This is a genomic window from Geobacter sp. AOG1, assembly GCF_019972315.1.
Lineage (GTDB): Bacteria > Desulfobacterota > Desulfuromonadia > Geobacterales > Geobacteraceae > Geomobilimonas.
The window spans coordinates 3,492,541-3,505,201 of record NZ_BLIZ01000001.1; the positions used below are offsets into that span (position 1 = coordinate 3,492,541).

The following is a 12,661-nucleotide window of genomic DNA, read 5'->3' on the forward strand; positions in this document are numbered from 1 at the left end:
CCCCCGCAGAATAGTTCAGAAAAGCTTCGCCGCGGCGACCAGTTGCTCGGGAGTCCCCAGGAGAAGCACGATATCCCCCTCCTGAAAATGCCAGATCGGGTCAGGATTTGGCACGATCTCCTCCCCCCGTTTGATCATGAGGAGGGAAGCTCCGGATTGTGTCCGCAACACCCCGTCCCGGAGGCTCGTCCCGGCCAGCTTCGACCCCGGTCTCAACCGGAAGGTGGCGATCTCGGCACCGGCCAGGAAGCCGGCAATGCCGACGGCGTGGCTATGCCGCCGACTGAGGGAGCGGAACATCTCATAGGAATCCTTCCGCACTTCGGAGACATATCCCTCTATTTCGTCGTGGGGAATCATGAAGCGGCGCAGCACGCGGGTAAGTATCTCTATGGCGGTTTCGAACTCTTCCGGGATGACTTCGTTGGCGCCAAGCTTGTAGAGCGGTTCCATCTCGGCTAGATACCTGGTCCGGACGATGATGTGGATGGCCGGGTTGAGCAGTCGCGCCAGGGACGCCACCCGTCGGCTCGCGGCGGCGTCGGAGATGGCGATCACCAGGATTCGGGCCTGTTCCACGCGGGTATGTTCCAGCACCTCCGGCCGGGTCGCATCGCCGAAGACGATCTTCGTTCCCTTGCGGCGCTCGCTGCTCACCGTAAACGGGTTCGTATCGATCACCGCATGCCGGATCTTCAGGTTGCGCAGCACACGCGACAGGTTGCGCCCGTTCATGCCGAAACCGACGATGATCACGTGATCGGACAGGGACAGCGGCCGTTCGCTCCCCGCCAGTTTTCCCCTCCCGCGGTTCCATCGGTGGGGGATGATGTTATCCATCCAGTCTGCCACCGGCACGGAAATCTTGAGGCAGAGCGGCGTCAGCGCCATAGTCGCCACGGATGCCGCCAGAAAGAGCTGGTAGGTAGTACCGGAGAGGATACCGTGCTTAACACCTGCCTGGGCAAGAAGAAAAGAAAATTCGCCGATCTGGGCAAGGGCAAGCCCCGACACCACGGCGATCCGCAGGGGAAGCCCCAGGGCCAGTACCGCCCCGCCGGCAAAAAGTGCCTTGACCAGCATGATCAGAGCGACGAGCCCCAGCACGAGGGGCAAATTCTTGACCAGAATCTCCGGGTCCAAAAGCATCCCGACCGAAATGAAGAAGAGGCTCATAAAGGCTTCGCGAAACGGCATAATGTCGCCGAGGGCCTGCTGACTGTATTCGGACTCCGAGATGGCCAGCCCGGCGATGAATGCTCCGAGGGCAAGCGACAGGCCGGCCAGGGATGTGAGCCAGGCGGTGCCGAAACCGATGAAGATGATGGTCAGAATGAAGAGATCGCGGCTGCGGGTCGTCACCACCTGTCGCAGTATCCACGGCACCAGGAAGCGGGCGCCGAAGTGGGCGGCGACCACCACCGCGGCGGCCTTGGAACAGACCACGAGTATTCCCGTCATGCCCGTGCCGCTGCCGGCCAGGGCGGGGGTCAGGAGCATGAGCGGCACAATGCAGAGGTCCTGGAATATCAGTATCCCGAGGATGGTCTTGCCGTGAGGGGTATCCATCTCCCCCGCATCGACGAAGAGCTTGAGGAGGATGGCCGTACTGGACAACGCCACCAGGAAGCCGGCAAAAATCGCTTCGCGGACCGGCATCCGGAAGAGAACGGCAATCCCGGTCACCGCAAGGATGGTGAGTCCGACCTGGAGACCGCCCCCCCAGATCACCAGTTGCTTGATCCGGGCCAGTTCCTTGAGTGAAAATTCGATACCGATGGTGAAGAGGAGGAGTATGACGCCGACCTCGGCCAACTGCTCCACCTGATGGGTATCCCGGATGAGACCGAGGGCGGAGGGGCCGGCCAGGATGCCGGTTACCAGGAAACCTATTACCGACGGGAAGGAAAACCAGCGGAAAAAGACCACCGTGACGATCGCCAGGCCGAACAGGATGACCAGGTCGAGCAATACATCCATTGAAACCTCGCAGAAATCGACAGGAGTGAGAACGGAACCTGAAAAGCATAGACAGGGGGGCTCCCGATGTCAAGCCGTGTGAACCCGGGGACAACGGCTCCTGACCTTTTTGACTCTGCTTGCGTATTGCAACCGGCAAACGGCTTTTACTCACGCGACGACGCAACGAACGCAACGAAATTCACATTCGTAATCCAACCGATCTGGTGGGGGGTTCAAACTGATAACCGTTTGATTTACGTCGCGTCGTCGCGTTCGTTGCGTGAAACCGCTTTTTACCACCGCAATGTTGGACAGCCTGCATGAAGATGGTATAGACTGCCCGCATTATGGATGACAACGCATCGGATGAAATCACCGTACAACTTCCCATCGACGGGGCGCTCGATCTCCATACCTTCCGGCCGGCGGAGATGAAGGAACTGATCCCCGCCTACCTCGACGAATGCCGCCGGCGGGGAATACTCTCAGTGCGCATCGTCCATGGCAAGGGGATCGGCAACCTGCGTCGGACGGTGCACGCCATCCTGGGAAAGCTGCCGGAGGTGGCCGCCTTCCGGCTGGCCGGTTCGGAGGAAGGTGGCTGGGGGGCCACCCTGGTGGAACTCCGACCACTCGACGGTGAGGAATCCCATGGCAGCTGAACCGAAACGGCGCGCCACGTCAATCCAGCTGACACCGGACCAGGTCGCGGCACTCCGCGGCCTCATCTACGACCACTACCGGGCCAACCCGCGACCCCTCCCCTGGCGGGACACCACCGATCCCTACCCCATCCTCGTTTCCGAAATCATGCTCCAGCAGACCCAGGTGGACCGGGTCAGGGAGAAATACGTCGCGTTCCTTGCAACCTTCCCCGACCTCGCCACCCTGGCGGCGGCGCCACTGCCGGCAGTGCTCACCGCCTGGCAGGGTCTCGGCTACAACCGGCGCGCCATCGCCCTGCACCGCTGCGCCCAGACAGTTATGGCGGAGCACGACGGCCGCCTCCCCGCCGAGATTGCCACGCTGGAAACACTGCCGGGAATCGGTCCCTACACCGCCCGGGCCATCGCCGCCTTCGCCTTCCGCCAGCCGACGGTCTTCATCGAAACCAACATCAGGACCGTCTTCATCCACCAGTTCTGCCACGACCGGCACGGCGTCCACGACCGGGAAATCCTCCCCCTGGTGGAGCAGGTTCTCGACCGGGACAACCCCCGCGACTGGTACTATGCCCTCATGGATTACGGCGTCATGCTGAAAAAGGCCCATCCCAACCCGGGGCGCCGAAGCGCCCACCACGTCCGCCAGTCTCCCTTCAAGGGATCGAACAGGGAACTGAGGAGCCGCATTCTTAAACAGGTGTTGGCCGTCCCGGCGTGCACCGCCGCCGAACTGGCCGCGATGCTCGGGGTGGAACCAGCGGCAGTGGAAAAGAACCTGGTACAACTGGCCAGGGAAGGATTCATCGTCGAACGGGACGGATGCCATTTCATAGGGTAAACTGGAGGAAAGAGAACCTCAACGGAAACCACCGCAGAAGGAGGCACGCATATGGAGAGGCAACCCGCCCAATCCGACGAATGGCCGACGGCACGACACTACGGGAGGATTCTCCCCATCGCAGCGGTGGCGCTGGCCCTGATTGCCGCCATGAGTCTGGTGGCGGCCGGTTTCGGTACCCGCCTCGGTTTCTGGCACTTCCGCACCGGCTTTGCCATCCTGAAATACGGCGCCTACGGCGGTTTGCTCAGCACCATGCTGGCCCTGGTGGCAGTGATTGTCGCATTCAAGGGGAAGTTCCTTCCCGGCTTCGTCCTCTCCCTCATCGCCCTCGCCATAGGGATTACCGTCTTTGCCCTCCCCTTCTCCTGGCAATCGACTGCCAAAAAAATGCCGCGTATCCACGACATCACCACGGACATCGTCAACCCGCCCCGCTTCGTCGCCATCCTCCCCCTCCGCGCGAACGCCCCCAATCCGGCCGAGTACGGCGGCCCCGAAATTGCCGCCAAGCAACTGGCAGCCTATCCCGATGTGAAGACCCTCGTCCTCAACGTACCGAACGATCAGGCCTTCGCCCTGGCTCTCGATGGGGCGAACAAGCTGGGATGGCGGGTCGTCGCCGCCATTCCCGCAGAAGGGAGGATCGAAGCGACAGACTCCACCTTCTGGTTCGGCTTCACCGACGACATCGTCGTCCGGATCACCCCCGCCGGCAACCGCTCCCTGGTTGATGTCCGCTCCGTCTCCCGGGTCGGCATCAGCGACGTGGGGACCAATGCCCGGCGCATACGGGGCTTTTTGAAGAAACTGGAGGGACGCAACTGAGAGGCTGCGTTTGATTCACAAATGGTTATTCACACATTTCCGGACTTCCGTCGCGGCCTCTGGAGTGGAGGGAAAGCCTGAGCGGCGAGCGGACACCCGCCTGAATTCTCCATAAAAGAGCCATGCCGGACTCGCCACTGCATGACCTTCCGGCTGCCATCGGTCAGGGTCCGCAGCGAAGGGCCGACCGCAACGGAGGAGACCGCGACGGATGTCCAGAGCAGGCGAATTCATTAACACGTAAAAAGGGGGGAGACGGTGACAAACCGTTTCCCCCCTTTTCCATCGATCTCCCCACGAAACTCAATGCCCCGCGGCACTCCCCCACAGCTCCGTCAGCCGCCGGTCCCGGCCGCACCCCCCGCGGTAGTACTTGTAGCGGAGCGGATTCTTCCTGTAGTAGTGCTGGTGGTACTCCTCGGCGGGATAGAACGTACTGGCGGCGGTGATCTCCGTGACGATCGGCTCTCGAAACGGCTTGCTCTTCTCCAACGCCGCTTTTGAGGCAAGCGCCAGACGACGCTGCTCGGCGCTGTGGTAGAAGATGGCGCTCCGGTACTGGTGCCCCACGTCGCAGAACTGGCGGTCCTTGACGGTCGGGTCGATGTTGTGCCAGTAGACGTCCAGGAGTTTCTCGTAGGATACCCGGGCCGGATCGTACACCACCTGCACCGATTCGGCGTGACCGGTCCCGCCGGCGGAGACCTCCTCGTAGGTGGGGTTCTTCTTCTGGCCGCCGGTGTAGCCGGAGGTGACCGAAATCACCCCGGGAAGCTCGTCGAAGGGGTGTTCCATGCACCAGAAACAGCCCCCCGCGAAGGTCGCCGTCTCCTGCTTCGGCGCCGCGGCGGTTGCCGGTCCGACGATGGTGAACAGCGCCAGGACGAGGCTGGCGACGATGTGCCGCGCAACGTTGCGTTTCATAGACATCTACCCTCCCCCGCAAGACTTCCTGCTGTGAGAAGGATAGCCCGGATGCTCACATTATCAAGCAGGGGGGACCATTTCCTCCATCCGGCCGCCGGGGAGGAGACGGTAGAGGTGGCCGCGCCAGCGGACCCGGTTTCCCAGGAAGGCGAGCCCCCAGGTGGCAAAGGCGAGCCCGTCCCGGACCGGCAAGAGCCAGAGCCAGCGGGGAAGGATGCTATCCCGGAGGAAGGAACGGCTGTACATGGTCGCCACGGAGCAGCGGACCAGGTAGAGGAACCCGGCGGCGGCAAGGCCGGCAGGAGCGAAGCCGGCGATGAGGAGGGCAAGGCAGGCCGCCGGGAACGGCTGGGTGATGCCGGAGGCGAAGTAGCCACCGGGTCGGGAGACCCGCATGGTCCGGGCCCAGCGGAGCTGCCGGGACAGGATGTTTGCCAGGCTCTCCCGGTGCATGACGCTCTCCACGCAGTAATCCGAAAGTGCCAGCCGCCAGCCGGCACGGTGCACCTTGTTACCCAGCTGGTAGTCGTCCGCCAGGTAATCGACCAGCGCCCCGAACCCGCCGATGGACTCCAGTGCCTCCCGTCGTACCGCCATGGAGGCGCCAAGGGCGAAGGATAACCCTTCCAGTCGGAGGGCGACCATGACGTTGGGGACCATCTCGGCGGTGAACCCCATCGCCTCGATGGCACAGGCTCCCCCCTCGAAGCGGGAGGTGCGGTAGAGGGAGGTGACGAGGCCGACGGCGGGATCGGCAAAGGGGGCACAGACCTCCCGCAGGTAGCGCTCCCCCACCCGGATGTCGCTGTCGCAGACGATGATGAGGTCGTGCTTCGCCTTCGGAAAGGCGTTCATCAGGTTGCAGACCTTGTAGTTGGGGCCGTAGATGCGGTCGTTGATAACGAGTTCGATGTCGTGGGAAGGATAGGTCGCCATCAGTTCCCGGATCACCGGGATCACCGGATCGCTCGCGGAGGCGCAGGCGAAGACGATCTGGTAGCAGGGGTAATCCTGGCGGCAGAAGGAGGCGAAATTCTCCAGGCTGTCGGCGTCCATCCCCTTCACCGGCTTCAGGATGGTGACCGGCGGGGCATGGTCGGCAGCCTCCCGGCTCCGGCCGAAGTACGCCCGACCGCACCAGAGCGCGATGAGGGCGTAGGCCAGGGGGGGAAGAATGATGAGAAATGGGAGAATGAAGCGGAGCACGGCAGGTCCCAAGGATTGATTTTCAGGCCGGATCGGTTCTGAAGGGGGATACTACGACAGGGGCGATGCCCGTGTAAAGTTATTTGCAGCAGGGAATGGAGGGATTCGGGAGGAGAAGTTCCCAATACCCCACGTCGAGCCACTGGCCGAACTTCCAGCCGACCTCCCTGAAATGTGCAACCTTGACGAATCCCATGCGTTCATGCAGAGCCACACTCCCCTCGTTCGGCAGGCTGATCCCGGCAATGACTCCATGGATGGAGCGGCTGCGCAGCCCGGACAGCAGGGATTCATACAGCTGTCGCCCTATCCCCTTGCCGATACAGTTGGCATGGAGATACACACTGCTTTCCACCGAAAACCGATAGGCGCTGCGGCTCTTCCATCTGCTCGCATAGGCGTACCCGATGACATTTCCGTCTTCCTCCCACACATACCACGGCAAAGAAGCCGTCACTTCCGCGATACGGCCCCGCATCTCGTCGAGGGAAACGGGCTTTTCCTCGAAGGTGATCGTCGTGTTCAGAACGTAATGGTTGTATATGTCGCAAAGCGCCCCTGCATCTTCGATCGTTGCATTACGTATCAATGGTTTTCCTCCCGTCCGCACACTACTTCCCGCATTTCGTCGTGGCATCGACGACGGCCCCCGCCTGCTGCAGCTCGCTGCATTTCACCGGCGCGTCGATTTCCACCAGCCCTTTTGGCGGCTCGTATACCGTTATCTTGCCGCCAAGGGTTGCGCCGCGCAAATCCGCGCCACTGAAGTCCGCCTTGTTCAGTTTCGCTCCGGTCAGCTGGACACCGTCGAGCAGTGCGCCCCGGAAATTGACCCCTTCGAGATTCGTGGCACTGAAATCCACACCGGTCAGGTCCGCATAGGAAAAATTCACGCCGGTCAGGACGGCATCCTTCAGTTTCGCGTATTTCAGCTTCGCCGCGGCGAAGTTCGCCCCGGTCAGATTGGCACCCGCGAAATTCCCCTTGGATATGTCAGTTTTCCTCATGTCGGCGTTGGACAGGTTCGCTCCCGCCAGGCGTGCATGGTGGATATAGGCGCCGCTGCACTTTGCCGCGGCCAGATCGGCCCTGTCGAAAACTATTTCATCAAGGCTCGCCTGTTCCATAACGGCGGCCGTCAGGATTGCCCCGGTCATGTCGCACTCGCCGCAATCCTCGATCCTGGCCCCGGCGAGGTCGGCGCCCGTGAACTTCGACCCATCCAGCTTGACCCCCCTGAAATCGACCCCTTTCAGGGCGGCATTCGTGAAATCGCACTCTTCGCACTCCTTCAAGGCACCGGCTTTTGCCCGCTCCACCAACACCGGGTCAAAGGCATAACCGGTCAGGGCCGCACTCAATGCGCAATAGACGACCGCAGCGATCACTTTGTTCATGGTGGTATCCCCCTTTTGGAACTGACTGAGTTGATGCAATTACTCAAACCGGCAGCCGAATGCGGAAGCAGGCACCCGGTTCGCTCGGTTCAAGGCTGATCGTGCCGCCGTGGGCGGTTACGAGCGACTGCACGATGGAGAGCCCCAGACCGCTCCCGCCCCGGTCGCGGGCGGTGGTGAAAAAGGGACGGAATATCCGTTCCCGGTTTCCGTCGGAAATGCCGGGACCACTGTCCCGAACCAGCAGCTCCAGCATCCTGCCGGCGTCCGCTTCCGCGACAGCAATGGTCACCTCCACTCCGTCCCCCCCGTGTTGGCGGGCATTGTCGAGCAGGTTCGAGATGATCGATTCAACGGTTTCCCGGCCCATATGGACCCTGGTTACCGCCGACCGGTAGTCGATTGAAACCCTGACGCCCGCCTTGGCAAAGCGATCTGCCAGTGTGTCCAGCACGTCGGTGAGCGCTGTTTGCTCATCGCCCGACGTGAGCGTGTCCGCCCGAGCCAGGTCGAGGAGCCTTCGCACCAGCCGGTCGAGGCGCTCGGTGTCGTCGGCAATGATCTGGAGAAAGCGGCTCCGTTCGGCCGGACTCATCTCCACCAGGTGGTCCTGGAGAAGTTCCACGGTGCCCCTGATGGAGGTCAGCGGGGTCTTGAACTCGTGGGACACGTTGGCGGCAAAGGTGCGGATATAGTCGGCCCGCTCTTCGAGGGTTTTCGCCATCGTGGAAACTGCCTGGGAGAGCAGCTCTATCTCATGGGTACCAGGATTTTCCAGAGGAGCGGCAGCTCCTTTCTCCCCACGCACGATCCGTTCCGCCTGGCGGATAAGTGCCGTGAGCGGTCGATTGATGGTTATGGATGTGAAGAGCGTAAGAAGGACAACGACGGAGACGAGCACTGCCATGGCGATACCGACCTGCTTTTGCACCATGAAGAGGGCCTTGCGGATGTCGAGCGGGGTTCTGGAGAGAATCGTCGCCCCCACTACCCGCCCCTCGTGAATGATCGGCATACCGACGAAGACGCGCACCGTTTTCCCGCGGCTGATGGAGGAGACGGGAGGGACCGCCTTGTCGGAAAGACGCTGGCGCAGGAGGCTGACATATTCGCCGGTGAGGGCACGGGAGGTCTCTTCCCGGTTCAGCAGCGAAAGCCCCATTTCCTCACTGGTACTGGCAACCACCTTGCCGTTGAAATCCACCACGCGGATGCCGACAAGGGTGACATCCTTCGTGGCGAGGAGGAGTGGGGCGATCCCTTTGCCAGCCTGGACGGCCAGGGGATCGGGAGGGGTCGCCGGTGGCAGGGGGGGAGGTGCCGGCGGCCTGATGGTCTCCCCCGCTAAGTTGAGTCTCGCCAGGGTCGGGTGGTATTTTTGCGCCGGGCCGTCATCCGTCACAGGTCGAGCCGTTACGGGGAGGCCGTACTCCCGGCTGCCGGCCCCCCCCTTTGGGGAGCGGACACCATCCCCGGGAGAGAGCTGGCGGATAAGTTCCTCGCGATATGCCGCGCCGACCAGGGTTCCCTGGGCAATCAACTCCGATTCGGTACGGCGGACCAGTTCGCTCTCATAGAGCCGCAGAGCGCCAATCCCCCCCAGGGGCAGGAGCAGGATGACCAGGTTGATTATGAGGAGGACCGTCCGCAGACGGGGTTTCCAGCGCATAATGGCTCTCTATCGGCACGGGCCGAGCTTGTAACCGACACCGTGGACGGTCTCGACGGGATCGCCGCCCGCATCATTGAACTTGCGCCGTATCCGCCGCACATGGCTGTCGATGGTGCGGTCGGTGATATACGTATCATTACTGTATGCGCCGGCGATCAGTTCATCGCGCGTGAAGACTTTCCCGGGATAACCGAGGAGCGTCCGGAGGATGCCGAACTCGGTCACGGTCAGCACCACCTGGCATTCGCCCCAGAAGGCCTGAAACCGGTCGGTATCGATGACAAGCCGGCCGTACGTGACCGTCCCTGCCGGCTGAGGCGATGCAACGGATGACACCGCTGCTGCGGCCCAGCGCCTCAGGACTGCCCGTACCCGCGCCACCAGTTCGCGAGGGCTGAACGGTTTGCTCACATAATCGTCTCCCCCCAGTTCCAATCCGATGATGCGGTCGATCTCATCGTCCTTGGACGATAGGAATACTATCGGCACGGAGGAAATGGCCCGGATGGACCGGCAGACATCGGTGCCGTCCATCTCCTTCATCATGACGTCGAGGATGATCAGATCGGGCTTGAGTTCATGAAACCGCGTCAGGGCTTCCCGACCATCGCCGGCTTCGGCCGTGCGAAAGCCCCCCTTCTCCAGGGCAAACCTGACTACTTCGAGAATATGCGGGTCGTCGTCCACGACAAGGATCAACTGTTCCTGCGCCATACCTTTCCCTTCATGCGTTCATCGTGCCGTGAGTGAGTCTCCCCCGGGGCAACGGATTGCCTTGCACCATTTCTGCACCAAAATTTCATCACTATTCCTTCTTCCCGCCGCAACAGCGTCACATGGTTCCGCTATACCTTTATCCACGCCATGGCCGCTTCTGCCAAATATATGGCTACGGAGAAATCTGCATGGGAACAACGGAACAGCGAATACTGGGCATTGCCGGAGCCGGCCTCATCCTGGGTATACTCGGCGACCTTCTCCTGAGAACCGCGCCATGGGGGATCAACGTCATGCTCTGGACCGGGGCATTTCTCGGTGCAGCGGCTGTCCTGATCCGCTGGCAGGGGATACGTGTCGCACCTGAAACCTTCTGGCTCTCCCTGCCGGTCGTCTTATTCTCCGCCGCAATCGCCTGGCGCGATTCCAACACCCTCAAGCTCCTGAACGTCACGGCAATCTGCGTGGCGTTCGCGCTGGCCGCACTCCGCAGTCAAAGCGGACGGCTTGTCTTCGGCGGAGTGCTGGAATATTCAATCGGGCTCTTGGGTGCCCTGCTCCGGGCGATTCCCGGATTCGCCGCCGGAATGAACGGGGTGTGCAGCCGGCTGTCCCTGACCAAGGGGTTCCCCAAGGGCAAAACCATGGCGGTTGGCCGGGGGATTCTCATCGCCATCCCCTTGCTGCTCCTGTTCGGGAAACTGCTGACCGACGCGGATGCCTCCTTCGAACAACTCGTCAGGGAGCTCTTAACCTGGGATTTCCCCAGCCTCTTTCTCCATCTTGGCTGGATCACACTCTGCGGTGCAATCGGCTGCGGAATCCTGTACCGGATCCTGCTGGCGAACGACATCCCCGACCCCTTGCCCGAGCGTCCCTCATTCCTGTCCCTCGGCGTCATCGAAGCCGGCGTGGTGCTCATCACGCTCAATCTGCTCTTTTCAGGATTCATCGCCGCGCAATTCGGCTATTTTTTCGGTGGCGCCGACGTGGCGGCAAGCTCGCACGCATTGTCCATCGCAGACTACGCCCGGCGCGGCTTTTTCGAACTGGTCGCCGTGACGCTCCTCGTGCTTCCTCTGCTCCTCTCCATGCACTGGCTGTTCCGCATCGAATCCGCCCGAGACAACCGGACCTTCGGCATCTTGTCCGGCCTGCTGGTGGCCATGCTTTTCGTTGTCATGACATCAGCCCTCCACCGCATGTTCCTGTATCAAGACATGTATGGTCTGACGGAACTGCGCCTCTATACGACGGTCTTCATGGGGTGGCTCGCCCTGCTCTTCGTCTGGTTCCTTCTGACCGTGCTGCGCGGCAAGCGGGAACGGTTTGCCTTCGGAGCGGTGGCTGCCGGTCTCGCGCTCCTTGCGATGCTCAACATCATCAATCCCGACGGGCTGATCGTCCTGATAAACACCGGCCGGGCTTCCAGCGGAAAAGATGTGGACATCTGCTACCTGGCCACACTCAGCGACGACGCGCTCCCTGGGCTCATCGGTGCACTCCCCCGAGCTAAACAGCCGACCCGTAGCTACCTGTCGCAGAAACTGCTCGCGTCTCTCCCGGAAAGGCAGTCTGCAGACTGGCGCGGCTGGAACTGGGGGGCCGGCCGGGCGATGAAGGAGATCAGGAGACGCCAGATAGAACTGATGAGGATGGTGAGTACGCCATGACCCTCATCTCGTCAAGGTCAGGTCCTCTCTCACTCGGCGCTAAACTTCTGCTGCATCTCCCTGAAACCGAGGAGTGCCGCCTTGTCAGGCAGGTATGGCGTGATAACCAACTTGTCTTTTGCCCACTCAAGCTTATAGGCGTTTCCCGATTTGGTCAGGCCCCAGCCTATTTCCCATACCGCCTTGCGTTTGCCGAGTGCCGAGTCCAATTCCTTCTTGAAACCTCTCACGATTCCCGCTTCGGCACCCCACCTGTTGTTTTCTTTTATCCAGGAGAGCGCTTTCTCGTAGGCCGCATTTTTCGAGAGCTTGGCGCAGGCCTGTTTAGTACCGGCCGGCGCGGTTACCCGCCTGATAAACATGGGAACCGGTTTGTCGGTCACGCGCGCGATGACGACGTAGTCGGCCTTTTTGGGGTCGTCTTTGGGGCTGTATCGGCAAAAGGCCTGCGCAGCATTTTGAATGCAGGCGATATCGGCATGTTCCCGCCAGTCCTCGGGAAAGTACGTTTCAAGTTCGGCCTGGGTCGTAGTCGTGTACTCACAGCCGCTGTCGCAGCTGATGTTTTTCCATGTGCCACGCGGTTCCTTGCCTTCCATCACCCATTTACCGTCCGTCTTGCTCAGGCGATAGAACAGGTCGGTTGCCTTTTTGTCCTTGTCCAGCAGGACAAACGTACCGGCGTCAGATTCGGTAATTTCAGCCGCCATGACCGGGCTAGTGCCGAGCAGAAGCAACGACAATGTTGCCAAGAGTAACTTCATCTAGTGAGTCTC

General features: G+C 61.4%; 12 protein-coding genes. 4 read left to right on the forward strand and 8 right to left on the reverse strand.

The window, feature by feature from the left end; all coding sequences use genetic code 11:
• Nucleotides 1–15 precede the first annotated feature (15 nt).
• Nucleotides 16–1,980: a monovalent cation:proton antiporter family protein gene (locus LDN04_RS16000; protein WP_223912947.1), complete on the reverse strand. Its 1,965-nt coding sequence runs from the start codon at nucleotides 1,978–1,980 to the stop codon at nucleotides 16–18.
• Between the two features lie 329 nt (nucleotides 1,981–2,309).
• Here LDN04_RS16000 and LDN04_RS16005 point away from each other — a divergent pair, with 329 nt between their 5' ends.
• The 3 genes from LDN04_RS16005 to LDN04_RS16015 are packed head-to-tail and all read left to right on the forward strand — an operon-like array spanning nucleotide 2,310 to nucleotide 4,293.
• On the forward strand, nucleotides 2,310–2,624 hold the full coding sequence (locus tag LDN04_RS16005; protein ID WP_223912949.1) for a Smr/MutS family protein: 315 nt from the start codon (nucleotides 2,310–2,312) through the stop codon (nucleotides 2,622–2,624).
• The gene (locus LDN04_RS16010; RefSeq protein ID WP_223912952.1) at nucleotides 2,614–3,465 is read left to right on the forward strand and encodes an A/G-specific adenine glycosylase; all 852 of its coding nucleotides are present in this window, start codon (nucleotides 2,614–2,616) and stop codon (nucleotides 3,463–3,465) included. Before LDN04_RS16005 ends, LDN04_RS16010 begins: the two co-directional genes overlap by 11 nt.
• Nucleotides 3,466–3,516: 51 nt before the next feature.
• Nucleotides 3,517–4,293 carry a DUF1499 domain-containing protein gene (locus LDN04_RS16015; protein WP_223912955.1) on the forward strand — a complete coding sequence of 259 codons (777 nt, stop codon included), beginning with the start codon at nucleotides 3,517–3,519 and terminating at the stop codon, nucleotides 4,291–4,293.
• 303 nt (nucleotides 4,294–4,596) lie between these two features.
• On the opposite strand, the gene msrA is transcribed toward LDN04_RS16015, so the two are convergent.
• The 6 genes from msrA to LDN04_RS16045 all read right to left on the reverse strand — a co-directional run bounded on the left by msrA (nucleotide 4,597) and on the right by LDN04_RS16045 (nucleotide 10,209).
• On the reverse strand, nucleotides 4,597–5,217 hold the full coding sequence (msrA, locus tag LDN04_RS16020) for a peptide-methionine (S)-S-oxide reductase MsrA (protein WP_374045178.1): 621 nt from the start codon (nucleotides 5,215–5,217) through the stop codon (nucleotides 4,597–4,599).
• A 63-nt stretch (nucleotides 5,218–5,280) separates the two neighbouring features.
• Complete coding sequence (hpnI, locus tag LDN04_RS16025) at nucleotides 5,281–6,426, reverse strand: bacteriohopanetetrol glucosamine biosynthesis glycosyltransferase HpnI (protein WP_223913404.1); 1,146 nt, start codon at nucleotides 6,424–6,426, stop codon at nucleotides 5,281–5,283.
• A 79-nt stretch (nucleotides 6,427–6,505) separates the two neighbouring features.
• The gene (locus tag LDN04_RS16030; RefSeq protein ID WP_223912961.1) at nucleotides 6,506–7,015 is read right to left on the reverse strand and encodes an arsinothricin resistance N-acetyltransferase ArsN1 family B; all 510 of its coding nucleotides are present in this window, start codon (nucleotides 7,013–7,015) and stop codon (nucleotides 6,506–6,508) included.
• A gap of 22 nt (nucleotides 7,016–7,037) precedes the next feature.
• Complete coding sequence (locus tag LDN04_RS16035; protein WP_223912963.1) at nucleotides 7,038–7,823, reverse strand: pentapeptide repeat-containing protein; 786 nt, start codon at nucleotides 7,821–7,823, stop codon at nucleotides 7,038–7,040.
• Nucleotides 7,824–7,866: 43 nt separating this feature from the next.
• Nucleotides 7,867–9,492: a sensor histidine kinase KdpD gene (locus LDN04_RS16040; protein ID WP_223912966.1), complete on the reverse strand. Its 1,626-nt coding sequence runs from the start codon at nucleotides 9,490–9,492 to the stop codon at nucleotides 7,867–7,869.
• Between the two features lie 9 nt (nucleotides 9,493–9,501).
• Nucleotides 9,502–10,209, reverse strand: a complete 708-nt coding sequence (locus LDN04_RS16045; RefSeq protein ID WP_223912970.1) for a response regulator transcription factor — start codon at nucleotides 10,207–10,209, stop codon at nucleotides 9,502–9,504.
• A gap of 191 nt (nucleotides 10,210–10,400) precedes the next feature.
• Between LDN04_RS16045 and LDN04_RS16050 the strand changes: the two genes are divergently transcribed.
• Nucleotides 10,401–11,885, forward strand: coding sequence for a DUF4153 domain-containing protein (locus LDN04_RS16050; protein ID WP_223912973.1), 1,485 nt, complete (start codon nucleotides 10,401–10,403; stop codon nucleotides 11,883–11,885).
• A 29-nt stretch (nucleotides 11,886–11,914) separates the two neighbouring features.
• On the opposite strand, the gene LDN04_RS16055 is transcribed toward LDN04_RS16050, so the two are convergent.
• The gene (locus LDN04_RS16055; protein ID WP_223912975.1) at nucleotides 11,915–12,649 is read right to left on the reverse strand and encodes a hypothetical protein; all 735 of its coding nucleotides are present in this window, start codon (nucleotides 12,647–12,649) and stop codon (nucleotides 11,915–11,917) included.
• Between the last annotated feature and the right edge of the window lie 12 nt (nucleotides 12,650–12,661).

Coding starts and splice junctions, on each gene's coding strand:
- LDN04_RS16005 (WP_223912949.1), top strand. CDS start 2,310: ATGGATGACAACGCATCGGATGAAATCACCGTACAACTTCCCATCGAC.
- LDN04_RS16055 (WP_223912975.1), bottom strand. CDS start 12,649: ATGAAGTTACTCTTGGCAACATTGTCGTTGCTTCTGCTCGGCACTAGC.
- LDN04_RS16015 (WP_223912955.1), top strand. CDS start 3,517: ATGGAGAGGCAACCCGCCCAATCCGACGAATGGCCGACGGCACGACAC.
- LDN04_RS16045 (WP_223912970.1), bottom strand. CDS start 10,209: ATGGCGCAGGAACAGTTGATCCTTGTCGTGGACGACGACCCGCATATT.
- LDN04_RS16035 (WP_223912963.1), bottom strand. CDS start 7,823: ATGAACAAAGTGATCGCTGCGGTCGTCTATTGCGCATTGAGTGCGGCC.
- LDN04_RS16050 (WP_223912973.1), top strand. CDS start 10,401: ATGGGAACAACGGAACAGCGAATACTGGGCATTGCCGGAGCCGGCCTC.
- LDN04_RS16000 (WP_223912947.1), bottom strand. CDS start 1,980: ATGGATGTATTGCTCGACCTGGTCATCCTGTTCGGCCTGGCGATCGTC.
- LDN04_RS16010 (WP_223912952.1), top strand. CDS start 2,614: ATGGCAGCTGAACCGAAACGGCGCGCCACGTCAATCCAGCTGACACCG.
- msrA (WP_374045178.1), bottom strand. CDS start 5,217: ATGAAACGCAACGTTGCGCGGCACATCGTCGCCAGCCTCGTCCTGGCG.
- LDN04_RS16040 (WP_223912966.1), bottom strand. CDS start 9,492: ATGCGCTGGAAACCCCGTCTGCGGACGGTCCTCCTCATAATCAACCTG.